The sequence below is a fragment of the Bacillus sp. AFS077874 genome, from assembly GCF_002566505.1.
Taxonomy (GTDB): domain Bacteria; phylum Bacillota; class Bacilli; order Bacillales; family Bacillaceae_G; genus Gottfriedia.
Window position 1 is genome coordinate 119706 of sequence record NZ_NUYF01000006.1, and the last position, 23908, is coordinate 143613.

A 23908-nucleotide genomic window follows, 5' to 3' on the forward strand; every position below is an offset into this window, starting at 1 on the left:
AGTTATATATTTACATATTAATTGTTTTATAAAATATTCGGCTTAATATCTGCTGGATGACTATTTGGTTTTTTTAAACCATCAGTCTTACTAGCATCGTTAAGTGATAAGTATTTAGTTTCAGGTGCCCATGCAATCGAAACTAGTGTTCCAACGACTAATACTCCTGTTAATGCTAGCATTGTGTGATTTAATCCATAATGTGTAAGGCTTAATGGTAATAGGAATGTACTAATTGCTGATCCAAGTCTGCTAATAGCAGTAGCAAGTCCAACTCCTGAAGATCTCACTTCGGTTGGAAAACTCTCAGCAGGGAAGACCCCTACAAGATTACTTACAGCTGATAAAATTAATGTGAAAATTGCAAAGCATATAATCATTAATGTTGTTGCACTACTAGGTGAAACACTTAATACGAATAGGGAAACTACAAGAATAATGAATGAACTAATTAAGAAACCTCTGCGAGAAAAGATAATTGTAAACCAGATTCCTAAAACTGCTCCAATGATTAAGATTACATTTAAAAAGAAGTCTGTTCCAAAGCCTTCTTTTAGGCCCATAATACTTAAAATATTTGGAAGGAAAGTATAGATTGCAAAGTAAGGCATTACTAGACATGCAAAGAAAAGACTATTAAATGCTGTTCTCTTTCTATATTTTTTGCTAAATAGAACAGAAAAGTTACTATCTTCTTTTATTGGAGTTTCATTATCTAAAACTATATTTTTACCAACATATTTTTTTGCTATTTCTCTTGCCTCATCAATACGACCTTTATTAATTAACCATCTTGGTGATTCTGGCGTTCCGATTCGTAGGAACAAAATAATCACTGATGGGATTGTTGAAGAAGCTAGCATCCAACGCCAAGCATCAGGTCCTAAATCTTGCATCCAAAGCCCTACGAATGTTGATACAACATATCCAATAGTCCAAATTACACTAAAAGAACCTAATAAAACGCCACGATGTTTTTTGGGAGCAAACTCAGCTAACATTGTATGACCAACGCTATAGTCTCCACCAATTCCGATCCCAATTAATAGTCGAAGAATAAATAACTGTGTTGGGTTATCAACGAAAAATTGTAGTAACGAAGCAATTGTAATAAGAACAAAGCTTAGAACAAATATTTTTTGTCTGCCGATAATATCTGATACCCAACCTAGTACTAAACTTCCTAAGAATAGCCCAATTAATGCGGAGCTCCCGATTAATCCTAGCCAAAATGCGTTTAGGTGCATTTGGGGAGTAAGTAATGTGAGTGCGGTTCCTATTATACCGAGAATATAACCGTCATTAAAATGGGCTCCAAATGTAAGTCCAGCCATTTTAATGTGAAACTTGTTAAGTGGTGCATCATCCATTCTTATCGATTGGTTTTCTTTCATCTCGTTTCCCCCTTAGTAATAATAGTATAGTAGATTTTAATAACATACTTTTAACTCTTTTTATAGAAAAGCTAAAAAAGAAAATATCATTATGTATTGGTAGCGTTTTCAGATAAAAAGAAAAAAAGTGATTGAACAAAAGAGATGAGTTCGTATTATGAACGTCTTTATTCACTATGTGAAATATATGAAGAGTATAAAATAAAGTTCACAAAATTGTCAAACTATTTTTGGAGATTATTTTTATGAAAGAATGTTATTGAAGGAAGATAATTTTTAACAATCAGGTAGATTAATTTAATTTATAAAAACTAAAGTTCAAAGTAAAAAGGCATCTGAATAGCTATTCAGATGCCTTTTGTCTAATAAAAACATGGAAGTATGATTAATCAAGATAATTGGTTACTTGTTGACAAGTACTAATTAATAAATCAACTGATGCTAACATTTTTTCTTTTGTAAAACGAAAACTTGGTCCACAAACACTTATGAACGCAACAAGATTTTGAGATTTGTCATAAACTGGTGCGGAAATACCATTTTCATTTTCATCTAGTTCGCAAATTGAAGTGCCAAATCCCCTTTCTCGAACATTAATAATTTCTTTACGTAATTGCTCACGGTCTGTAATCGTATAAGGAGTCAATTTTTCCAAAGATTTTTCCAGATATATATCTAATTCTTTTGGTGGAAGCTGACTTAAAAGGATTTTTCCATTTGAAGTACAGTGTAAAGGTAGAAAAGCATTAACGTAATCCACGACTAATCTAACACTGTTTTCTGGATCAATTTGTTCAATCGTTAAAGTTCCATTTTGTTTTGGAACACTTAAGAGAACTGTTTCCTGAATTTCCTCTTTTAAATTCTCCATACTTTTACTTGCGCGTCGAACAAGAGAACCGTATTGCGGAACTTTAGACGCAAGATGATTAACCGCATAACCAAGCTGATAGCCCTTAGTTTGAGGATCACGCTCTACAAATCCATGGTTCTCAAGAGTTCCAATAAGTCTCCAAGCTGTTGTTCGATTCATTTCTGATTTTTCAGCAAGATTCCCTATAGAGATAGGAGTTTCACTATCAGCAACGATCTTTAGTAATAAAAGTGCACGATCTACAGCTTGTACTGATGAAAGGTCTTGCTTTGAATTTTTTTGGGTTTTTACATCGTTATTTATCTTCATGTTACCCATTATAGCTTAATTACAAATTAAAAAAACAATAATAAATAAATTTCAAAAAATTTAATTATTTGTTTGACACAGTTAATTTTTCAGTTTTATAATCTAGTTAAAGTTCTTATTATGAACTTATATGTTCATAATGTGAGCAATTTATGGTATTCAAACTTCCTGATTAATGGCTCTTCATTATAGTTATTGATTTTTTTTGAAAAAATCTTTAAACGTTTTCATTTTAATAAAGGTGGTGATTGTCATTAGTGTCATTGAGAACCAGAAAGTAAGAAAAGAAGTAGATTCATTTGGAACTGTAGAAATACCAAATCAGTTCTTATATGGAATTCAAACAGTTCGAGCAGTACAAAATCTTTCATTTTCTGGAAAAACATTAAATCAATATCCCAAGTATATTGAATCTCTTGCATTGGTTAAGAAAGCTGCTGCAATAACAAATATAGAAACAGGTGTAATAGAAGAATCGATCGGATCATTTATTCTACAATCCTGTGAGGAAATAATTTCTGGTAGACATTTGGACCAATTTCCGGTTGATATACTCCATGGTGGGGGAGGAATTGGTTCAAATATGAACATTAACGAAGTCATTGCAAATATAGCCAATGAATTAAATGGGGGAACGCGAGGGATTTATTCACCTATTCATCCAAACGATGATGTGAATGCTTCTCAATCTACCTCTGATGTTTGTCATACCGCCATGAGACTTGCAGTTGTTAAGCAGTTTGCACGACTCGATTTAGTTTCAAGAAAAGTTCAAACTACGATCGTAGAAATGGTCGATTCATTTATTGAAATAACAACGATTTCAAGGACTTGCTTACAAGATGCGATGAGGATTCAATTAGGAGATTTTATTAGTGGATATGCTGCTATGTTATCGAGAAGACATCATTTACTTGAACAGAGTGTGATGGAACTCAAAAAAGTAAACTTAGGTGGCACCGTAATTGGAACTGGTACTGGCGCATCAAAAGCGTACCAAGATTTAGTTATTCATAATCTCTCTAAAATAACTGGGTATCAGCTTCAAAAGCGTGAAAATTTAATTGATGCTGCACAAAACATAGATGATCTAGCAAACGTTTCGAATCAATTAGCATTACTTGCAACATGTTTAATCAAGATGGGGAAAGATTTAAGACTTTTATCTTCTGGACCAGAAGCTGGTTTTTCTGAAATCATTTTGCCATCTGTAATGGCTGGTTCATCTTTCTTTCCTGGAAAAGTGAATCCAGTAATACCTGAAACCTTGATCCAAAGCTGTTTTCAGGTTTTAGGCTGTGACAGAGTTGTACAGGCAACTTTAGAGCATGGCGAATTAAATTTAAATATCTTTGAAGGTGCAGCTGGTGCAAATATTTTAGATGCTATGAAAATGCTAGAAAAGTCCTTGATCTTATTTAACGAGAAGTGTTTGGAAGATATAAAAGTAAATAAAGAAAAATGTAAAGAGTACGCAAATAGCTTAATTCCTTCAGTAGTTGAATTAAAGGAAAAGCATGGATATTCGGTTGTTTCAAAATTAATGAAAGAAAAAAGTAAGAATGATGTAAAGGCATTATTACATAGAGGAGGACTTGTAATTGACTAAAGTAGAGAATAAAAAACATTTTGAAGGTATCGATCAGCCAAAATTGGAATGGGCAAAAGAGTGGTTACTAGAATCAAAGAAATTATATATTAATGGTGAATGGGTAGATAGCAGTAATGGGGAAGAGCTTGAATCGATTAATCCAGCAAACGGACAGGTAATTGGAAAAATTCAAGGTGCAACAAAAGAAGACATTGATAAAGCAGTTGAAGCTGCGCGTTTTGCTTTTGATCACGGTCCTTGGCGTAAAGTAACACGTAAAGAAAGAGCAAAGATTCTACGTAGAATTAGTGAGTTGATGAAAGAACATCAAGCAGAATTAGCTACTTTAGAAGCACTGGATAACGGAAAATTATATACAGAAGCTTATAATGACGACGTTCAGGAAGCATTAGAAATGTTCGAATATTATGCAGGCTGGACTGATAAATATTATGGTGAAAATAACCCTGTTGAAGGTGACTTTTTGAGTGTAACAACAAGAGACCCGATTGGTGTTTGCGGCCAAATCGTCCCGTTTAACTTTCCAATCGATATGGCTGCATGGAAACTTGCGCCAGCTCTAGCTATGGGAAACACGGTAATCTTAAAGCCATCTAGTACGACATCTTTTTCGGCTATTAGACTATTTGAAATCATTCATGAAGCCAATATTTTACCACCTGGTGTTCTTAATCTAATACTAGGTAAAGGAAAAATAGGTTCATATATTTCTCGTCATATGGACGTTGATAAAGTTTCATTTACTGGTAGTACAGGTGTTGGAAAGCAGCTTGTTCACGATTCTGCAGATTCAAATCTTAAACCAGTTACGCTTGAGCTTGGAGGGAAATCTCCAAACATTATTTTCAGCGATGCTCCAGATGTGGATGCAGCAATTGAACGTTCTTTCTATGGATTATTTACTCATAAAGGTGAGAAATGCTCTGCACCAACAAGATTATTTGTCCAACGTGATATTTATGAAAAAGCAGTTAGTCGCTTAGCTGAATATGCAAACAGTTATAAATTAGGAGACCAATTTGATCCAGAGTCAAATCAAGGTGCTCAAATTTCAGAAGCACATATGGAAAGTATTTTAAAGTATATTAAGAGCGGAATAGAAGAAGGCGCGCGTCTGGCAGCCGGTGGAGAAAGAGACCTAACAGGTGAAAATGCTAACGGTTATTTTGTTCGCCCAACTATTTTTGCAGACGTACATAATAAAATGACGATTGCTCAAGAAGAAATTTTTGGTCCTGTCCTTTGTGTCATTCCATTCGACACTGAAGAAGAGGTCGTTGAAATGGCAAATGACACAATTTATGGTTTAGCTGCCGGCTTATGGACAAATGATGTTTCTCGTGCGAATCGCGTGGCTAAGAAATTAGAGGCTGGAATGGTATTTGTTAATAAGTATGGTTGTTATGACTTTGCAAGTCCATTTGGTGGATGGAAACAAAGTGGCTGGGGTAAAGAATATGCTATTCATTCATTACAATCTTACACAAAAACAAAAGCAATTTGGTTTGCTTACTAAAATAGAAGGGTGAAAAAAGATGAAAATAAATGCAGCAGTAATGACCGGACATGGTGAGCCACTTATTATAAAAGAGGTTGAACTAGCAGAGCCTAAAGCGAATGAAGTACTTGTTAAAATAGTAGCAACTGGTGTTTGCCATAGTGATCTAAACGCATTAGATGATAAAACAACACCAATCCCAACTATTCTTGGACATGAAGGTGCAGGAATTGTTGAAGCTGTTGGTCCAAATGTAAAAAATGTAAAACCTGGTGATAAAGTAGCTTTAAGTTGGGTTCCGTATTGTGGAACATGTGAGTTTTGTATAACAGGGGATGTTCATTTATGTGAATCAGCTTTTGGTCCTATGTTTGATGGCACATTACTTGATGGGACTTCTAGATTAAGTTGTGATGGAGAAAAGGTTTACCATAATTCTCTATTATCTACTTTTGCTGAATATACAGTTGTCCCTGAAATGTCATGTGTAAAAATTCCTGATGAAATGCCCCTTGCACAAGCGTCCTTAATTGGTTGTGGGGTTGCAACTGGTTATGGTGCGGCTGTCAATGCTGCTGGTGTAAAGCCAGGTTCATCCGTAGCTGTTTTCGGAATTGGTGGAGTAGGAGTTAATGCCATTCAAGGAGCTAAAATTGCTGGTGCGTCTAAAATTATTGCTTGTGATGTAAAAGAATCTAATCTTGAAATCGCGAAAAAGTTTGGAGCGACACATACAATCAATGTTACTGAAGAAAATGCTGAAGAAAGACTTAAAGAATTAACAGGTGGATTTGGTGTTAACTATGCGATTGATTGTACAGGAAATACAAATGCGGCTGAAAGTGCTTGGAAAGGAACAAGAAAAGGGGGAACAGTAGTAGTTGTTGGTGCCTTTAATCCGTCTAAAGTTCTTAATTTACCAGCTAATGGTTTTCACCGTGTTGGAAAGATTCTTAAAGGTAGCTTTTACGGTGATACGCAACCTTTTAGAGACTTCCCAATCATTTCTAAACTATATTTAGATGGAAAATTTAATCTCGATGATCTAGTTTTAGATCGAATTAAGTTGGATGATATTAACTCAGCGTTTGATTCCTTCCATGATAGCTGCTGTATTAATGTTGGAAGAACAGTTATTGAATTTCCAATCGATGAAGAATCTAGCTTAACATTAGCAAGTTCAGTAGGGAATGAGTCTAATTAATTTTTAGAGATTGTTTATAAGTAGCCCTTTCAAAGACTAGTAAATTATTAGTCTTTGAAAGGGTATTTTTTCTATTTTAACCTAAAACTTTGCGATAGAGTTCTTTAGCAACAGATGGTTCCTTTGTACCGTGAATGATCGCTCGACCGTCTTTAAATAAAACAATGCGATGATCTTCATAAGTACATGACAATAAATAAGGATTTACAATCAAATCATTTACTAACCCTTGTAATCTTTCAGACAGGTTAGTTAGTGTTGGGTTTTTAGAAGATGATACTCTTAGTTGGACTGCATCTCTTCCACATAAAACATATGACTTCATATGGTCATCATCTTTTAAAAATGGGTAACTTCTTATAGAGCCACATGTTGGACAATTTTTATTTTTTAATTTTTCGATGTTTATATCAGACTTTTCATGCTTCCAAACATCAATCGATTGTAAGATTGGTAAAAGTTCATAGTTAGTAAGATATTGCATGGCATAGGTTACTTGGTAGGCAGCAATCATTTGCACAATTGGACTGATTACTCCTACTGTATCGCAAGTTATATTTAAAGTTGGTATATGATTTAATAAACAGTTAAGACAAGGAGTTTTTCCTGGAATAATTGGAAACGAGAGGCCATAGCTTCCAACACACGCACCAAAAATAAAAGGAATCCCATGCTTAATTGCTGCATCATTCACTACCATTCTAGTTTCAAAATTATCTGTTGCATCTAGTATGATTGTTTGACCTTTAATCAGCTCTTCAATATTAAGACTAGTAATATCTGTTATTAAACTAGTAATGGACACTTCACTATTAATTTGTTGAAGCCGATTTTTAGCTGCAATTACTTTAGGTAGTTTATTTCTAGCATCTTCTTCAGTATAAAGAGATTGCCTTTGTAAATTACTCCATTCAACGTAATCACGGTCAACAATTGTTATATTTCCAATTCCTGCTCTTACAAGCATTTCTGCTATTGATGAGCCTAGTGCACCTACACCAATAATAATGGCACTGGCTTTTTGTAAGTTTGATTGGTGATCTCTTCCTAAAAATAATTCTTGCTTTGCATAACGGTTTGTCAAGAATTCACCAACCCTGTGATTGGGCTACTAGCTTCACCATAATTTTTTTCTTCAATTCTTCCTGCCTCATAACCAAGCCTTCCTGCTTCAATAGCAAGCTTCATTGCAACGGCCATTTTTACAGGATCTTTCGCATTAGAAACTGCAGTATTTAAAAGGACTCCATCAGCACCTAGTTCCATCGCAAAAGCTGCATCTTTTGGAGACCCGATTCCGGCATCTACTATAACAGGAACATTCGATTGCTCAATGATGAATTTAAGATTTAATGGATTAATAATTCCTTTTCCGGAACCGATTGGAGATGCACCTGGCATAATCGCATGTACACCAAGTTCTTCTAGTCTTCTTGCTAGCACAACATCATCGGAAGTATAAGGTAATACAATAAAGCCTTCGTTTAATAACATTTCTGATGCCTTCAATGTTTCGATTGGATCAGGTAATAATGATTTATCACACCCAATTACTTCTACCTTGATCATATCACACAAGCCTGACGCTTTTGCCAATCGTGCAATTCTAACTGCCTCTTCAGCAGTTTTTGCACCAGCTGTATTTGGCAATAATTTATATTTCGTTAGATCTAATTGTTCAAGAAAATTTGGTTGAGATTCCTCAAAAATATTCATTCTTCTAACAGCAAAAGTTAGGATCTCGGCTTCCGATACTTCAACAGCTTCTTTCTGGACTTCAAATGAAGGGTATTTTCCTGTTCCTAATAATAATCTTGAATGAAACGTATGATTTCCTACTTTTAACATAATTAGCCACCACCTACAAAATGTATTAATTCTACAGAATCTCCGTTAGAGAGATGAGTTAACGAATACTGTTCCTTATAAATAATTTCTTTATTTACCTCGACAATAACAATTCGGTTTTCTAATTGATATTCATTCAGCAGATCCTGAATTGTACAGGTTTCGCTCGAAATATCAATATTCTTTCCGTTTAATCTTATTTCCAAAAGATTACACCCCCAAAGAGTTAAAATTAACGATTGATTTTAAATGCTTCGATCCAGTTACGATTGACTTTCCGCTTAAGGATCAAATCTCGAATTAATTTTCCAGTTGCTGGTGCAAGCAATATTCCATTTCGAAAATGGCCGGTCGCAAATAAGATTTGATCCTCTTCTGGATGAGTTCCAATAAAGGGATTATAGTCGAGAGTTCGCGGTCGTAATCCTGCCCAAAATGAATCAATTTTCATGTCATCAATTTCGGGAAGCATTTTTTTAGCGCTTTGTATTAATGACTCAATCCCCCTTAAGCTAGGGTTCTCATTCCATTCGTTATCAACCATGGTAGCTCCGATGACAAGGCGGCCGTCATTCCTTGGAACAATATAATTTTGTTCATGGAAGAGAGTATGCTTTAATGCAACCTTTTCACTTTTGACCGAGATGCATTCACCTTTAACGGGAATAATTTCGTGCTGTAATCCAAGCTGTCCAAACAATGAATTACTCCAAACGCCACTTGCAACCACAATAGTTTTTGCTTCAAAATCGCCATTTGTTGTTTTAATTAAATAATGTGAATCATTTTTTTGAATCTGAAATACATGTGTATATTCAAAAATAGATGCACCTAAAATTTGAGCACTTTTGCAAAACGCATTACAGACAGAAACAGGTAATACATTCACATCGTCTTCAATATAAGCTGCTCCAATGATGTTTGGATGAATGCCAGGTATCTGTTTTTTTAACTCCTCCTGGTTATACCAAAGTGCCGAAGTTTGAGTGAGTAGCGGAGTTAATTGTTTTTTTTCTAAATCTGTATAAGCTAGTTTGAAAATGCCACCTTTTTTAAGTTCAATATCAATTCCACATAATTCTTTTAATTCTTCTTGAAGGTGAAAATAAGTTAATTGACTATTTCTAGCAAAAGTAAAAAACGACTCGGAGTGATCCCACTCGGAATGGGCACCAAGCATTCCAGCAGCTGCCTTAGTTGTTTTCTGTCCAACTTGTTGTCCTTCAAGAACTGCGACATGAATATTTTCTTTCGCTAGATAATAAGCAATGGAACAACCTATTATTCCACCACCAATTACTACAACATTAAATTTCTTGTTCATAAGCGAATTTGCACCTTTCAAAATATTGCAGCGCAGCTTCTAGAGGATTTCGGGCAGAAAATATGCCAGACATGACAGCTATACCATCAATTTCGTTCTCTTTTAGAACTTGGATATGATCAGGTAATATTCCGCCGACTGCATAGATTGGTATAGTTAACGTTTTTTTCATTTCTGGAATTAGTTCAATCCCATTAGGTGTTAATCCATTTTTACACTCTGTTTCAAAACAATGACCGTACAGAATATAGTCAGCTTTATCATTTTCTGCCTGTATTGCTTCAGTAAGTGTGTGAACTGATTTTCCTACTCGTAAATTAGGAAAATATTCTTTTACATCAACAAGTGGAAGACCATGTCCCGGTAAGTGAATATTTGATAGGTTAGAGAAAATTGCTATATCTAAACGATCATTTAAAACAATTTTTTTCATATCTACCTTGTTTATTTTTAGTAGATTTAAGAGTGATAGTAGCTCAATTGCCGTTTTCGACTTTTCGCGAATATGTACATAGTCGACTGCATCGATTATTTGAATTATTTTTGTAGCAAGTACTTCGACTGAGTGCTGATCATCTGTAATTGCAATAAGTTCCATGGCCCAGCCTCTTTCATTTGCAAAATTTTTTCAAACAAAAAAACCACTTTCCTAAAAAAAGAAAGTGGTTACATTACACGCGAAAAAAGTATAAAATGCGCCACTTTCCTACGCAGGTACTAGCCTGTTCAGGTTTTGAGGGTTTAAAAGTAACTACCTTATTCTCAGCCCTTATCAAGGGATCCCCTAGTGATGAATATGTATGAAAATTAATCTTAGCATAGCATATAAAAAATAATATTCAATACTAAAATTATTTTTACTAGTCTAATTTTTTACCAGAAATTGGGCTTGAAGTATAGTGAAATCAAGTGTTTTTAGGAGTATAAAAAAACCAAAATTTTTTTTGTTTGGAGTTTCTGTAAAAATTTAGGGAAATAAAAACATTTACATTTTAAATTTATGGGTTTATATTTAGTTTGAACAATTTAATAGATTGACTAGGGGTGTCCAATTAATTGGGCTGAGAGAGAAACGTGATTAAGTTTCTTAACCCTCAGGACCTGATCTGGTTCATACCAGCGTGGGGAAGTTAGAAATTTTCATTAATGATTACATAATTATTAATGTAGTTTTGCTAACACTTAGCCGGGTCTTAAACATAAGATTCCGGCTTTTTTTCATGCTTTAAATGGATTGGATTTCGTCCTTTTTAAACTAATTAAAAAGGGGAATGAAATCAAATGAACAATTCTGTAAATGAAATGAATTTTTCCATCATGTCTAGTTTTTCAGGAAGTAAGAAGGTATATGTTGAAGGATCTAGACCTGACATTAAGGTGCCAATGCGTGAGATTCAATTAAGTCCAACAACTGGCACTTTTGGCGAAGAAGAAAATGCTCCAGTTAGAGTATACGATACTAGTGGACCTTACACAGACTCAGCTAGCTCAGTTGATATTCGAATGGGACTTAAGGCGATTAGACAAAACTGGGTAATCGAACGAAATGATGTTGAAGAGTATGAAGGGCGTGAAATAAAGCCTGAAGATAATGGATATAGAAAAGAGTCAGATCAACATAATGTTGAAGTATTTAAAGGGTTAAAGAGAAAACCGTTACGTGCAAAAGATAATGGAAATATTACTCAAATGCATTATGCTCGTAAAGGGATTATTACACCTGAAATGGAATTTATTGCGATTCGAGAGAATGTTTCAGCCGAATTTGTTCGTGATGAGGTTGCAAAAGGAAGGGCTGTCATTCCATCGAATATTAATCACCCTGAAAGTGAGCCAATGATTATCGGTCGTAATTTTCATGTGAAAATTAATGCCAATATAGGTAATTCAGCGGTTACGTCTTCAATCGAAGAAGAAGTAGAAAAAATGACATGGGCTACTCGTTGGGGAGCGGATACGATGATGGACCTTTCTACTGGGAAGAATATTCATACAACACGTGAATGGATTGTCCGAAACTCGCCGGTACCAGTAGGGACAGTTCCGATTTATCAGGCGCTTGAAAAGGTTAATGGAATCGCTGAAGATTTAACCTGGGAAGTGTTTAGAGATACTCTAATCGAACAAGCGGAACAAGGGGTAGACTATTTTACGATTCATGCGGGAGTATTATTACGCTATATCCCATTAACTGCAAAACGAGTGACAGGAATTGTATCTCGTGGCGGGTCTATTTTGGCTCAATGGTGTTTAGCTCACCATAAAGAGAATTTTTTATATACTCATTTTGAAGAAATTTGTGAAATTATGAAGCGTTATGACGTAACCTTCTCTTTAGGAGATGGACTGAGACCAGGCTCAATTGCCGATGCAAATGATGAAGCACAATTCGCTGAGTTAGAAACACTGGGTGAGTTAACGAAAATTGCTTGGAAACACGATGTTCAAGTTATGATTGAAGGACCAGGACATGTACCAATGCACTTAATTAAAGAGAATATGGATAAACAATTAGAAATTTGTCAAGAAGCGCCATTTTATACATTAGGACCGTTAACGACTGATATTGCGCCTGGCTACGATCATATTACATCAGCAATCGGTGCAGCAATGATTGGTTGGTTTGGTACTGCAATGCTTTGTTATGTAACTCCGAAAGAGCATTTAGGTCTTCCAAATAAAGAAGATGTAAGAGTAGGTGTTATTACATACAAAATAGCAGCGCATGCAGCTGACTTAGCAAAAGGACACCCTGGTGCACAAAAAAGAGATGATGCACTTTCAAAAGCAAGATTTGAATTTAGATGGCGTGATCAGTTTAATCTTTCCCTTGATCCTGAAAGAGCAATTGAATATCACGATGAAACATTACCTGCTGAAGGAGCTAAAACAGCGCATTTTTGTTCAATGTGTGGTCCAAAATTCTGTAGTATGAGAATCTCACAAGATATTCGAGATAAAGTAAAACAAGAAGAACTTCAGAATGATTCAATCATTGAAGAAGGAATGAAAGAAAAAGCGCTCGAATTTAGAAAACAGGGCGGAGAAATCTATCAATAAGGGTGTGAGCCTTATATGAATAGGGTAGAAGAAATCATAAAAGAAATAAAGAATTTGGAAAGAAATATGAGTCAGTTAAAAATCGAATTGAGCACAATTCAAAAAAATTGTGTACACGATTTCCAGAAGAAAGATACGATACAAGAATGCCTTAAATGCAGTTTAATTGAAAGCTTGTCTTGGTAAAATGAGAAACAATAAAAAACAAACCTCACAACAAAGAGGTTTGTTTTTTTACTCAAGAATTAATGTTCTGACAAACTATTGATTGAAACTTCTTCCTCTCGATCTGGTTGACCTAGCGGATAGATTCTAGCAGTTTCATTTGTTTCATCAACATGTTGAATGTAAATTGGTACTCCATTATATGTCACATTAGCCATTTCAGGTGAAGAAGCAATTTCTTGAGCTCGTTGTTTATTCATAACATAACCTCCTCTACATTAATAATTGAAACCTACCATATTATTAACAGAAGTATACTTGAGTATACATAATCAAGTACAAGCTTTTTTATGTATAAAAAAACTCCTGTTAAAATTTAACAGGAGTTTTATAGTTTTTAAAGATTACCAGTGATGTCCATATCCATATCCGTCATGTCCAGACCAGCAAGCTGCTCCAACAATGATTAATAAGATAAATAGAACAACGATTAAAGCAAAACCGTTAAGATGGTGTCCGTGATGTCCAGTACTCATACATTTGACCTCCTTCATACGATATTTAAGGGATAACTCCCTTAGGGTCATGTAACTAATTGAAAATTACAATTAGGAGAGGTGGATAATGTATCGTATGTTTTTTTGCCAACTATGAAACTAGTCTATTATGTAATTAGGCTTATACCTAGAAGTAAGTTTTAATAAATGAATTATTTTTCCTTAGGAAGTGAAATTGCTGTTTCAACTACATAACCATTTTGAAACTTCACTGCAATTGTACCTAAATAAGTGTCAGTAGGCTGAAGTGTTTCAGTACAAGTAAAATAGCGAATATGTACAACTTCCTTCGTATCTTTACTAATCTTTTGACAAGCAAGTAAATTACTTAGTCGTTTTAATGCAATCTCTCTTTTCACTCCAATAAGATCTTTTTTAATAAATGATTCATAATAATTTTTTAATGGGAACATTTTAACAGCTCCTGTTCATTCGAAAATAAAATTTCTTAAGTCGTATCATATCATAAAGTAAATCTGTTTTTGCTGTAGATATCTATAATTATTCTAGATTGTTAAGGAAAATATGTAACGAACAAAAAAATCCCACTATAGGTTACTATAGTGGGATTTCATTACTTATGCAGTTTGATTTGAATCCTTATCAAACTTATTTTTACCGTTTAGTTTAGAATTTTTATATCCGTATGTGATATAAATTACTAAACCGATTACTAACCAGACTACGAAACCTTTCCAAGTAAATGATGAAAGTTGTAGCATTAAATATACACAGAATACAACAGCTAATACTGGTACTACAGGTACCCAAGGAGTTTTGAATCCACGCTTTAAGTCTGGACGAGTTTTTCTTAATACTAGAACACCAAGAGAAACAGCAGAGAAAGCGAATAGAGTACCGATATTTGTTAATTCAGCTAATTTGTTTAATGGAATTAAGCCAGCGAATAAAGCAACTAGTCCGCCAGTTACCCAAGTACTTGTTACAGGAACTGAAGTTTTCTTATTAACTTTTGATAATTTACCTGGTAATAAACCGTCTTTACTGATTGCATAGAATAGACGTGTTTGTCCAAACATCATTACGATTAATACAGTTGTAATACCGATGATTGCGCCAAGTGAAATGAAACCAGCTGCCCAATCTTGGTGAATAAATGCTAGTGCAAAAGCAACAGGGTCTTTAACACCTAATTGATCAAACGGAACGATACCAGTAAGAATTAATGAAACGACAATATATAAGATTGTACAAATTGTTAAAGCTGAGATAATACCGATTGGTAAGTTACGTTGAGGGTTTTTAACTTCCTCAGCTGCAGTTGATACTGCATCAAATCCAAAGTAAGCAAATACTACTACTGCAGCACCAGCTGTTACCCCATGGAATCCCATTGGCATAAATGGAGTCCAGTTATGCGGTTGAACGTACCAAACACCAACTACGATGAAAAGTGCTACTACTGCTAATTTTACAATTACCATAATCGTGTTAAGTTTTGCTGATTCTCTAACACCTCTAGTAAGAATGAACGTTACAAGTAAAACAATGATTACTGCTGGTAAATCAATAAAAGTATGTTTAGATGGATCAAATGCACTTGTTAAAGCTGTTGGAAGATTTACTCCAAAACCATGTAATAAACTTTGGAAATATCCAGACCATCCACTTGCTACTGCTGAAGAGGCAAGTCCATACTCTAGTACCATATCCCAACCTAATATCCAAGCAATAACTTCACCAAAAGCAACATAACTATAAGTGTAAGCACTACCAGCCTCTGGAATCATAGAGGCAAATTCAGAGTAACAAAGTGCGGCGAATGTACAAGCTAAACCTGCGATAATAAATGAAAGAACAAGTGCTGGACCTGCATAATCAGCTGCTGCTACACCAGTTAAAACGAATATACCTGTACCGATGATGGCACCGATACCTAACATTGTAAGATCAAACGCCCCTAGAACTTGTTTAAGTGAACTAGGCGAACTGCTTGTAACTGATTTTTTTCGAAATAAATTCATATGAGCCTCCTCTAATCTTTTTTGGTAGTTTTTTAATTTTCTATTAAGAAAGTTTAGTATTTTCTAATTTTACATTAAAAAATAGAAAATTCTGACAATTAGCTCCGAAGTAATATAACAATTTGTCTCTCTTAAGTGATTTTTATGATAACACACTTATAGAAATATTCAAACAATTTTTCGACTTTTTTTTCAAATTTTTTTTAAATAAGTAGTAAATTTGACTTATTACCCAATACCTAGGTGTTTGGTAAAAATAAACTAGTTAATAGTTATGCCATAAGTAATACTGCACTCATTAAGCTCTATATTCCTAAAGGTTTCAGTTGAAATCAGACTAAATAGTTATAAAATTGGGCTTTTTTCCCGAAAATGAAATAAACCTCCATAATAGAGGTTTATTTTCGGGACTTTTTTATCATTTAATGTTCTTTTAAGTGACTTAATGATACTTCTTTATCATTTTGTGGTTGATCAAGAGGATAAATTCTTGCTGTACCCTCATTTTTATTAACATGCTGAATATAAACAGGTACTCCATCGCAAGTTACATTAATCATACCAGGTGCAGCTACGATTTCTAAGGCTCTTTCAGTATCCATCATAATACCTCCTTTAATTACTAACCTATTTTATTATTTACATAGTAAAGTTAGAGTATTCATGGAAAATAGGAGCTTTTTTAAAGGATTATGTAATATAGGACAAGGAGGGTAATTGTTGAAGCGATTGTTTTAAGTTTTGCCTGCATTACTTAACTCGTTTCTTTTCTTGTTGTATGATAGCAAAGAAAGCGAAAAATAAAATTGAACTACACATAAATAGTAAACAAAGTAAACCAAAAAGTATTTGCATATTCGTACCTCCTTTTTATGATTTAGAACATCGTAAAGTATGGAACTAGTTTCAGAGCAAGAAAAAGTTTAGAAAAGGTGAGGAAATGTCTAATATTAAAGAAATTGCGAGGATTGCCGGCGTTTCGGTTACAACAGTCTCACGAGTTTTAAATGATGAACCATACGTTAGTGAGGAAAAAAGAAAAGCAGTTTTAAATGCAATTGAGTTAACAAATTATCAACGAAATCAAAATGCAGTCAATTTAAGCAAAGGCAAAACGAACCTAATTGGAGTGGTTATACCGTTCTCGCAACATCCGTACTTTGGATTGCTAATTGATGGAATTGCTAACGAAGCGATAAAAAATAATTATAAGTTAGTACTATTTCAATCAAATTATGAGGAGAAGAGAGAAATTGAGGCTTTAAAGATGCTGCAGCATAAACAAATAGATTCGCTCATTATTTGTTCTAGAATTTGTTCGATTGAAATGATCGAGAATTATAAGCAATATGGACAAATAGTATTATTTGAAGATACGAGAAATACGGGGGTTTCCTCAACATTTATTGATCAATACAATTGCTTCATGATTGCATTAGAATATTTATATCAAAAAGGACATCGGAAAATCGGTTATAGTATTGGCCGTAGAACAGGCAAGAATAGTAAACAAAGAGAATCTGCCTATATTGATTTTCATAATAAATATAATGAATCACTAAATAACGATTTCGTATTCGATAATTGTTACTATTTTGAAGATGGTGAAAGAATCGTCCAATCTTTATTAAATTTAAAAGAGAGACCAACAGCTTTGTTAGTAACAAGTGACCAAGTGGCAGCGGGTGTGCAGACTTGCTGTAATGATTGTGGAATCGCTATTCCTCATGATCTAGCGATAATTGGGTTCGATAATCAACCAATTGCAAAAGTAATGAAGTTAACAACAGTCGAAATTCCATTACGAGAAATAGGGAAGAAACTTTTTATACAAGCGATTGATTCTGTCATTAATCAAGAGGAGATAGCGATTAAATTAATTGAAAGGCAGACGGTATAATAAAAAAGCTAGTCAGGGGCTAGCTTTTTTTCATGACGTTGAATGGGGAAGTGCAAATAAAAAAGTGGTATCAGCAATAAAATCAGCATAACTGCAAATTAAGTCTCGAAACATGATGGTATAGAGTAAATGCATCAAAAAAATAGAAAAAATAACAATAAAATGGACTGAGAAACAACTAAAACAAAACAAAATCCACTAAAACCATATTAATAAACAATAAATTTTCAAGGATTAGGCCGAATATTTTTCAAAAAAATTTGATCAATAAAGTTAAACTATATGTCCGGACGATAACTCCAAAGTAAAAACTAGCTTTTGATAGACTGATTCCATAAAGATGACTGTTCTCTAACAACTTCCATAAATTTTCTAGCAGCACGGGATTGCCATCTGTTTTTATGCCATGACATGATCGTAGATACACTTCCTAAATTTGTATCCCAATTTATGACTTTTAGTTTTTGTTGTTGCATTTCATTTTGAACTGCTACGAGTGGGAGTATGGATATACCAAGTCCACACATGACACATTGCTTAATTGCCTCAACACTCCAAAATTCCATTCCAGACTCAGTTGCGATCCCTTTACTTCTTAAAAATGCTTCAAAATAATCACGATAACTACCTTGTTCTGTGAGAATTATATTTTCATTCGCATTTAGTGTAAACGTTGAAAGTGTTCTAGTATCAGAAGTTGGAGGTAGTAAAATGACAAGTGGTTCTTCAATTAGTGTTTCCGTATACAAATCTGAATCCGTTAATGGGGCTTGTAGGAAGAAACCAATATCTAGATCACCTCGACGTAATTCATCTTGTAATTCCCAACATGATCCAGATTTCATCATAATATTTACTTTCGGGTTTTGTGATCGAAATGCTTGAATAATTTGTGGAAGACGATAGATTGTTAAAGATTCAGGAGCTCCAATCTTTAACGTGGATACCTCTTCATTTTCCATTTGGAATACATCTTTTGCTTTTGTATAGAGCTGAATCATTTCGATTGCGTGAACTAAAAAGTTCTCACCGACTTCAGTCAGATGAACCTTTTTACCTAAACGGTCAAATAAAGGTACTCCTAACTCTTGCTCAAGTGCTTGTATATGTGCAGTAACTGTAGATTGTGCATATCCGAGATGGACCGCAGCTCTAGAGAACCCACCCATATCCACAATTGACTTAAACGTAATTAAATGACGGATTTCCATAATAACCTCCTAAGTATCGGATTTTACTATGGTTTATATCATAACTATTCATTTTACCGATCATAGGTCGGTTCATATAATTAAAGTATACGAGATTACAATTTGTTTCAATAACTATTGGAGGGATATTAATGAGGAATCGAAAAATTGGTTTTCTTTTGCTCAGCGGGTTAATGATTGGACCTATTTTAGGTTCGGGAATTATCATTTTACCACCTGCAGTGTATGAGACTGCTGGTAATTATGCTATTTTTGCTTGGGTTCTTATGCTTGGTTTAAGTTTAATATTTGCACTAATGTTTGGTAAGCTAAGTCTGCTTATCCCAGGAGATTCTGGCGTACCATTAGCAGTTGAACGTGCATTTGGTACACAAATAAAAAACCTTTCAGCTATTTTCTTTTTACTTGCAGTTTGTTTGGGACCAATTGCAGTTACAGGTACGGCAGGGCATTACCTACAACTACTGACGAATCAAAGCTTCTTCAATGAAAAGTGGCTAGCTTTAGGAATACTATGTTTTGTTTATATCATTTTAACTAGAAGCATTGCCGATGTTGGAAAATTTGCCTTTTTTATGTCTAGTTTCATTGTAGTGACACTTATAGTAGGCAGTATTCATACATTATTTACAGTAGATGGGAGCTTTACTTTATCGAATCCGATTACTGTTTCTGATTTTGGAGAAAGTTTACTTTTATTATTTTGGGCTTTAATCGGGTGGGAGGTCATCGGTAGCTATTCTTTAGAAGTAAAAACGCCAGAACGAACAATTCCTAGGGCAGTAGTCTTAAGTTTCTCGATTATAGCAATAGTAAGTTTAACCGTTGCATTTGCTTTCCAGTGGATTCATTCTAAAAATGGAAATATGATGGATCAATCATTAGCACCGTTACTTCAGAGTTTATTTGGAAGTTGGTCAACTCCGATTATTTCATCAATTACAATTGCTCTTTGTATTAGTACGGTTCTCCTAGTAATAGGAGCAGTATCACGGCTAATCGCCGATCAAGCCAAAAACGGTTTATTACCTTCATGGCTTTCTTTTAAAAATAAAAATAATGTGGCAACTCGATCGTTATTTAGTTTGTTTTGCATTCACATAATTGTATTTATTCTTTATTTTAATGACTTCCTAAGCATTCAAACACTTGTAGCAATTGCAAATGCATTCTTCCTATGCAACGCCTTACTAAGAGTATTGGCATGTTTCCGATTATTTGATTCCATATTTTTTAAAATGGGTTCATGTATTCTAGCAATTTGCTTTTTAGGAATACTTTTATTTTCTTCACCGGTCATATTAATATTGATCATATTAGTTTCAGTGTACTTTATTTGGCTACAAAAAAGAGATTTAAAACAACATGAAAAAATTTTACAAGTTGGAAATGAATAATGGATAAGAGAGGGAACTTCTATTAAAAGAAGTTTCTTTTTTTGAAAAAATTTTTTATAATAATTCTACTTATTGTATATTTATTATTATTTTTATATGGATATTTACTCAAGTTTTACACGTTTTTTTCAGATTGGTATACGATGAAGCTATTGCTTTTTTAGTGCAGATGAAAGGCCTTTTGTTATTTTAGAATTAAATATTTTTTTGTAGTTATCAGGTTTACATCTTTCTATTTCTGATATCCTAATGATTATAGGAGCATTGTTAAGTGGAGTTTATTACTTCTTGCTATAAATAAATAATGAAAAATCTGATTTTATACAAATGAAAAAACAATTCAATTGTATTATTAATTAAACGTAATTCTGGAATTTGTAAGTCTTAATGTCTACATTAATTGCATGAACTAATAATTTCTGAAATTACTTTGATATTAATATTTATACACTTTTGTATTGGCTGCAAAAAAATATATATAGCAAGGTGATTAAATTTAGTAGAAAAAAATAAAAAAATTTTTAACTAAATCGAGTGTGGAATTTTCCATATTTTATAAGGTTTTTTCGCTTAAATTATCTTTTCTATTAGATCGTTTTAAAAGAAATAGAATCTTAAATTCTTTACAATCAAATAATTGCTAGTTATAATGAAACCAAATTTGATAATTAGTGTCCTTCGGGGTCGGGTGAAATTCCCAACCGGCGGTGTTGTATATTTTTATACTAAGCCCGTGAGCTTCATATAGATTTTTTATATGTTGCTGATCTAGTTAGAATCTAGAGCCGACAGTATAGTCTGGATGGGAGAAGGATGGAGTGCATATACGGTATGGCTATTTGTTTTTTCAAAAATACTATCCGTATAGGCTTAGTTCGTTGTACATATTTTATTTGTACAACAATAGACGTGCTACAATATTGTCTTTTAATAGTTCATATTGTACTAGCGTTTATTTAAGTATGCATCCTTTCTTAAACATCTATTGCCCCTTAGGAGTTTTCTAAGGGGCTTTTCACTTTTTCAAATTAATTTGAATTAGAAGGTGTGATAAGGTGGATCAACTATTTATGAAATTAGAGATAGATCTTATAAAGTCATTTAAAGGGCTTGAGTGTAATGTGCTTTTTCGAAATGAGGTGAAAAAACTTGTTTACTGGAATCGTTGAGGAAATAGGAACAGTAAAAAATATCGTAAAAAAAGGTAAAACTTTATTGCTAACAATTGAGGCACCAGTCATTTTAGAGGATGTTCATTTAGGAGATAGTATCTCTGTAAATGGAGTGTGTTTAACCGTTACGGATTTTACTAAAAATGAATTTTCTGTTGATGTCATGCCTGAAACGTTTCAAGCGTCGAATCTAAGTACTTTGGTTTCAAACCAAAAAGTAAATTTAGAGCGGGCAATGGCTGCAAATGGAAGGTTTGGTGGACATATTGTATCGGGTCATATTGATGGCACAGGTAAAATTATATCTGTAAATGCAATGGAAAACGCAGTAATGTATAAAATTACTATTCCAAGTTCGTTTGCTAAATATTGCCTACAAAAAGGCAGTATAACGATTGATGGTACAAGTTTAACAATATTTGAAGTTGAAACTGATATTGTAACAATCTCTTTAATTCCTCATACCCGATCACATACCATCTTAGGCAGTAAAAAAACGGGAGACGTTGTTAATATTGAGTTTGATTTATTAGGTAAGTATGTTGAAAAAATGCTTGGTATGAATGAGACGAAAAAGAGTTCTGCAATAACAACTTCATTTTTATCTCAAAATGGCTATATATAAAGGAGTAAGATCATGTTCTCTAAAATAGAAGAAGCAATTGAAGATTTGAAAAATGGAAAAATTATTATTGTTTGTGATGATGAAGATAGAGAGAATGAAGGCGATTTTGTTGTTATCGGAGAATTTGCAACTCCTGAAAATATAAATTTTATGGCAACACATGGTCGCGGTTTAATATGTGCACCTGTTTCTGAAGAGATAGCCAAAAAACTGGATTTATATGAAATGGTAACAAACAATACAGATTCACATGGAACTGCCTTTACGGTAAGTATTGATCATATCGATTCTACTACTGGTATCTCAGCATTTGAGCGTTCACATACTGTTTTACAAATGTTAAATGATGAATCAACTGGAGCAGATTTTAGAAGACCTGGGCATATGTTTCCTCTAGTCGCTAAAAACGGAGGCGTTATTGAGAGACCGGGACATACTGAAGCGGCAGTAGATTTAGCTCGAATGGCCGGATCGAAAGAAGTTGGTGTTATTTGTGAAATTATGAATGACGACGGAACTATGGCAAGAGTACCCGATTTAATCAAAATAGCAAACAAGTTTAATTTAAAAATGATAACAATTAAAGATTTAATTCATTATAGACAAGAAACTGAACAACTTGTAAAAAGAGAAGTTGAAATTAAATTACCAACTGATTTTGGTGATTTTAAGATGATTGGTTATACAAATGAGATCGATGGTAAAGAGCATATTGCGATTGTAAAAGGTAAAGTTGACGATGGTGAACCAGTGCTTGTACGTATTCATTCGGAATGTTTAACAGGTGATGTATTTGGCTCATGTCGTTGTGATTGTGGACCTCAGTTACAATCAACATTATCGATGATTGAAGAAGCAGGCAAAGGCGTAATTGTTTATATGCGACAAGAAGGCAGAGGGATTGGCTTACTTAATAAGTTAAGAGCATATAAGTTACAGGAAGAAGGCTTTGATACTGTTGAAGCAAATTTAAACTTAGGATTTGATTCAGATTTAAGAGATTATGCGATAAGTGCTCAAATTATAAAAGATTTAGGCATTGAGAGTATAGATTTAGTAACTAATAATCCAGTTAAAATAGATGCGTTAAAATCTCACGGAATACAGATTAATAATCGAGTGCCAATTCAAACTGAGATGAAAATGGAAAACGAAAAATATTTAATTACTAAAATTGAAAAAATGGGACATTTATTACACTATTAAAAAATGGGAGAGATTAAGATGAAATTTGAAGGAAATTTAGTAGGATCTGGACTTAAAGTTGCTGTAATTGTAGGACGTTTTAATGAATTTATTACATCAAAACTACTTGGTGGTGCAGAAGATGCACTATATCGTCATGGTGTAGAAGAATCAGACGTTGATGTTATTTGGGTACCTGGAGCATTTGAAATTCCATTAGTTGCAAAAAAACTAGCAGATTCAAAAAAATACGATGCGATTATTACGCTTGGAACAGTTATTCGTGGGGCAACTACTCATTATGATTACGTATGTAACGAAGTGGCAAAAGGGGTTGCAGCTATTACTCTACAAACTGGTATCCCTGTTATTTTTGGTGTATTAACGACAGAAAATATTGAACAAGCAATTGAAAGAGCGGGCACGAAAGCTGGTAATAAAGGTTGGGATTCTGGTATTTCGGCAATTGAGATGGCTAATTTATTAAGAACTTTAAACTAAGTATATATATAATAGAAGAAACTGGTTAAGGAGAGGTGAATTTTACCTCTCTTTTTTTTATTAAATTACCAATAATCTATAGAAATT

22 protein-coding genes and 3 riboswitches are annotated in these 23908 nt (G+C 33.8%); of the genes, 9 read left to right on the plus strand and 13 right to left on the minus strand.

Going from position 1 to position 23908, the window contains the following annotated elements; genetic code table 11:
• Positions 1 to 26: 26 nt before the first annotated feature.
• On the minus strand, positions 27 to 1394 hold the full coding sequence (locus tag COJ46_RS05530) for an MFS transporter (RefSeq protein WP_097976680.1): 1368 nt from the start codon (positions 1392 to 1394) through the stop codon (positions 27 to 29).
• Positions 1395 to 1779: 385 nt separating this feature from the next.
• Positions 1780 to 2577 (minus strand): IclR family transcriptional regulator, encoded by a 798-nt coding sequence (locus COJ46_RS05535; RefSeq protein WP_097976678.1) that lies wholly within the window; start codon positions 2575 to 2577, stop codon positions 1780 to 1782.
• 205 nt (positions 2578 to 2782) lie between these two features.
• Here COJ46_RS05535 and COJ46_RS05540 point away from each other — a divergent pair, with 205 nt between their 5' ends.
• From COJ46_RS05540 to COJ46_RS05550, 3 genes are read left to right on the plus strand one after another with little or no spacing between them, the layout of a single operon-like run.
• A complete protein-coding gene (locus COJ46_RS05540) occupies positions 2783 to 4186 on the plus strand; it encodes a lyase family protein (protein WP_286133572.1) in 1404 nt (467 codons plus the stop codon).
• Complete coding sequence (locus tag COJ46_RS05545; protein WP_097976676.1) at positions 4179 to 5705, plus strand: aldehyde dehydrogenase family protein; 1527 nt, start codon at positions 4179 to 4181, stop codon at positions 5703 to 5705. Before COJ46_RS05540 ends, COJ46_RS05545 begins: the two co-directional genes overlap by 8 nt.
• A gap of 19 nt (positions 5706 to 5724) precedes the next feature.
• A complete protein-coding gene (locus COJ46_RS05550; RefSeq protein ID WP_097976675.1) occupies positions 5725 to 6891 on the plus strand; it encodes a Zn-dependent alcohol dehydrogenase in 1167 nt (388 codons plus the stop codon).
• Between the two features lie 76 nt (positions 6892 to 6967).
• On the opposite strand, the gene COJ46_RS05555 is transcribed toward COJ46_RS05550, so the two are convergent.
• Genes COJ46_RS05555 through COJ46_RS05575 form a run of 5 tightly spaced genes read right to left on the minus strand, consistent with a single transcriptional unit; the run spans position 6968 to position 10661 of the window.
• Positions 6968 to 7975 (minus strand): ThiF family adenylyltransferase, encoded by a 1008-nt coding sequence (locus COJ46_RS05555; RefSeq protein WP_097976673.1) that lies wholly within the window; start codon positions 7973 to 7975, stop codon positions 6968 to 6970.
• Entirely contained in the window at positions 7972 to 8739 is a 768-nt protein-coding gene (locus COJ46_RS05560) for a thiazole synthase (RefSeq protein ID WP_097976671.1), read from the minus strand. The genes COJ46_RS05555 and COJ46_RS05560 overlap by 4 nt, the downstream gene beginning before the upstream one ends.
• 2 nt (positions 8740 to 8741) lie before the next feature.
• The gene (thiS, locus tag COJ46_RS05565) at positions 8742 to 8945 is read right to left on the minus strand and encodes a sulfur carrier protein ThiS (protein WP_097976669.1); all 204 of its coding nucleotides are present in this window, start codon (positions 8943 to 8945) and stop codon (positions 8742 to 8744) included.
• Positions 8946 to 8971: 26 nt separating this feature from the next.
• The gene (gene thiO / locus COJ46_RS05570; RefSeq protein ID WP_097976667.1) at positions 8972 to 10063 is read right to left on the minus strand and encodes a glycine oxidase ThiO; all 1092 of its coding nucleotides are present in this window, start codon (positions 10061 to 10063) and stop codon (positions 8972 to 8974) included.
• On the minus strand, positions 10047 to 10661 hold the full coding sequence (locus tag COJ46_RS05575) for a thiamine phosphate synthase (RefSeq protein ID WP_098565735.1): 615 nt from the start codon (positions 10659 to 10661) through the stop codon (positions 10047 to 10049). The genes thiO and COJ46_RS05575 overlap by 17 nt, the downstream gene beginning before the upstream one ends.
• 88 nt (positions 10662 to 10749) lie before the next feature.
• A riboswitch (TPP riboswitch) is annotated at positions 10750 to 10859 on the minus strand.
• A gap of 234 nt (positions 10860 to 11093) precedes the next feature.
• Positions 11094 to 11208: riboswitch (TPP riboswitch) on the plus strand.
• Positions 11209 to 11344: 136 nt separating this feature from the next.
• On the opposite strand from COJ46_RS05575, the gene thiC reads away from it, so the two are divergent.
• Entirely contained in the window at positions 11345 to 13123 is a 1779-nt protein-coding gene (thiC, locus tag COJ46_RS05580; RefSeq protein WP_097976663.1) for a phosphomethylpyrimidine synthase ThiC, read from the plus strand.
• A 245-nt stretch (positions 13124 to 13368) separates the two neighbouring features.
• Here thiC and COJ46_RS05585 read toward each other — a convergent pair whose 3' ends face one another.
• The 5 genes from COJ46_RS05585 to COJ46_RS05605 form a co-directional block, all read right to left on the minus strand.
• Positions 13369 to 13548 (minus strand): small acid-soluble spore protein H, encoded by a 180-nt coding sequence (locus COJ46_RS05585; RefSeq protein WP_056467551.1) that lies wholly within the window; start codon positions 13546 to 13548, stop codon positions 13369 to 13371.
• Positions 13549 to 13692: 144 nt separating this feature from the next.
• Positions 13693 to 13824 (minus strand): YjcZ family sporulation protein, encoded by a 132-nt coding sequence (locus tag COJ46_RS05590; protein ID WP_097976661.1) that lies wholly within the window; start codon positions 13822 to 13824, stop codon positions 13693 to 13695.
• 173 nt (positions 13825 to 13997) lie between these two features.
• Positions 13998 to 14258: a hypothetical protein gene (locus tag COJ46_RS05595; RefSeq protein ID WP_056467548.1), complete on the minus strand. Its 261-nt coding sequence runs from the start codon at positions 14256 to 14258 to the stop codon at positions 13998 to 14000.
• Positions 14259 to 14423: 165 nt separating this feature from the next.
• Complete coding sequence (bcaP, locus tag COJ46_RS05600; protein ID WP_097976659.1) at positions 14424 to 15830, minus strand: branched-chain amino acid transporter BcaP; 1407 nt, start codon at positions 15828 to 15830, stop codon at positions 14424 to 14426.
• 422 nt (positions 15831 to 16252) lie between these two features.
• Positions 16253 to 16432, minus strand: coding sequence for an H-type small acid-soluble spore protein (locus COJ46_RS05605; protein WP_056471502.1), 180 nt, complete (start codon positions 16430 to 16432; stop codon positions 16253 to 16255).
• A gap of 338 nt (positions 16433 to 16770) precedes the next feature.
• On the opposite strand from COJ46_RS05605, the gene COJ46_RS05610 reads away from it, so the two are divergent.
• Positions 16771 to 17730 carry a LacI family DNA-binding transcriptional regulator gene (locus tag COJ46_RS05610; RefSeq protein WP_098565736.1) on the plus strand — a complete coding sequence of 320 codons (960 nt, stop codon included), beginning with the start codon at positions 16771 to 16773 and terminating at the stop codon, positions 17728 to 17730.
• A 311-nt stretch (positions 17731 to 18041) separates the two neighbouring features.
• Here COJ46_RS05610 and COJ46_RS05615 read toward each other — a convergent pair whose 3' ends face one another.
• Positions 18042 to 18941, minus strand: coding sequence for a LysR family transcriptional regulator (locus tag COJ46_RS05615; protein WP_098565737.1), 900 nt, complete (start codon positions 18939 to 18941; stop codon positions 18042 to 18044).
• Positions 18942 to 19072: 131 nt separating this feature from the next.
• On the opposite strand from COJ46_RS05615, the gene COJ46_RS05620 reads away from it, so the two are divergent.
• The 4 genes from COJ46_RS05620 to ribH all read left to right on the plus strand — a co-directional run bounded on the left by COJ46_RS05620 (position 19073) and on the right by ribH (position 23821).
• Complete coding sequence (locus COJ46_RS05620; protein WP_098565738.1) at positions 19073 to 20338, plus strand: APC family permease; 1266 nt, start codon at positions 19073 to 19075, stop codon at positions 20336 to 20338.
• 670 nt (positions 20339 to 21008) lie between these two features.
• Positions 21009 to 21156, plus strand: a riboswitch (FMN riboswitch).
• 331 nt (positions 21157 to 21487) lie between these two features.
• Entirely contained in the window at positions 21488 to 22135 is a 648-nt protein-coding gene (ribE, locus tag COJ46_RS05625) for a riboflavin synthase (protein ID WP_097976652.1), read from the plus strand.
• Between the two features lie 12 nt (positions 22136 to 22147).
• Positions 22148 to 23341 (plus strand): bifunctional 3,4-dihydroxy-2-butanone-4-phosphate synthase/GTP cyclohydrolase II, encoded by a 1194-nt coding sequence (locus COJ46_RS05630; protein WP_097976650.1) that lies wholly within the window; start codon positions 22148 to 22150, stop codon positions 23339 to 23341.
• Between the two features lie 18 nt (positions 23342 to 23359).
• Positions 23360 to 23821, plus strand: coding sequence for a 6,7-dimethyl-8-ribityllumazine synthase (gene ribH, locus COJ46_RS05635; RefSeq protein ID WP_097976649.1), 462 nt, complete (start codon positions 23360 to 23362; stop codon positions 23819 to 23821).
• The last annotated feature ends 87 nt before the right edge of the window (positions 23822 to 23908 follow it).

What these genes read in the sequence shown, in the direction of transcription:
- COJ46_RS05530 (WP_097976680.1), bottom strand. Translation starts at nt 1,394, where the DNA reads ATGAAAGAAAACCAATCGATAAGAATGGATGATGCACCACTTAACAAG.
- COJ46_RS05535 (WP_097976678.1), bottom strand. Translation starts at nt 2,577, where the DNA reads ATGAAGATAAATAACGATGTAAAAACCCAAAAAAATTCAAAGCAAGAC.
- COJ46_RS05550 (WP_097976675.1), top strand. Translation starts at nt 5,725, where the DNA reads ATGAAAATAAATGCAGCAGTAATGACCGGACATGGTGAGCCACTTATT.
- COJ46_RS05560 (WP_097976671.1), bottom strand. Translation starts at nt 8,739, where the DNA reads ATGTTAAAAGTAGGAAATCATACGTTTCATTCAAGATTATTATTAGGA.
- thiO (WP_097976667.1), bottom strand. Translation starts at nt 10,063, where the DNA reads ATGAACAAGAAATTTAATGTTGTAGTAATTGGTGGTGGAATAATAGGT.
- COJ46_RS05575 (WP_098565735.1), bottom strand. Translation starts at nt 10,661, where the DNA reads ATGGAACTTATTGCAATTACAGATGATCAGCACTCAGTCGAAGTACTT.
- thiC (WP_097976663.1), top strand. Translation starts at nt 11,345, where the DNA reads ATGAACAATTCTGTAAATGAAATGAATTTTTCCATCATGTCTAGTTTT.
- COJ46_RS05585 (WP_056467551.1), bottom strand. Translation starts at nt 13,548, where the DNA reads ATGAATAAACAACGAGCTCAAGAAATTGCTTCTTCACCTGAAATGGCT.
- COJ46_RS05590 (WP_097976661.1), bottom strand. Translation starts at nt 13,824, where the DNA reads ATGAGTACTGGACATCACGGACACCATCTTAACGGTTTTGCTTTAATC.
- COJ46_RS05595 (WP_056467548.1), bottom strand. Translation starts at nt 14,258, where the DNA reads ATGTTCCCATTAAAAAATTATTATGAATCATTTATTAAAAAAGATCTT.
- bcaP (WP_097976659.1), bottom strand. Translation starts at nt 15,830, where the DNA reads ATGAATTTATTTCGAAAAAAATCAGTTACAAGCAGTTCGCCTAGTTCA.
- COJ46_RS05605 (WP_056471502.1), bottom strand. Translation starts at nt 16,432, where the DNA reads ATGGATACTGAAAGAGCCTTAGAAATCGTAGCTGCACCTGGTATGATT.
- COJ46_RS05610 (WP_098565736.1), top strand. Translation starts at nt 16,771, where the DNA reads ATGTCTAATATTAAAGAAATTGCGAGGATTGCCGGCGTTTCGGTTACA.
- COJ46_RS05615 (WP_098565737.1), bottom strand. Translation starts at nt 18,941, where the DNA reads ATGGAAATCCGTCATTTAATTACGTTTAAGTCAATTGTGGATATGGGT.
- COJ46_RS05620 (WP_098565738.1), top strand. Translation starts at nt 19,073, where the DNA reads ATGAGGAATCGAAAAATTGGTTTTCTTTTGCTCAGCGGGTTAATGATT.
- COJ46_RS05630 (WP_097976650.1), top strand. Translation starts at nt 22,148, where the DNA reads ATGTTCTCTAAAATAGAAGAAGCAATTGAAGATTTGAAAAATGGAAAA.
- ribH (WP_097976649.1), top strand. Translation starts at nt 23,360, where the DNA reads ATGAAATTTGAAGGAAATTTAGTAGGATCTGGACTTAAAGTTGCTGTA.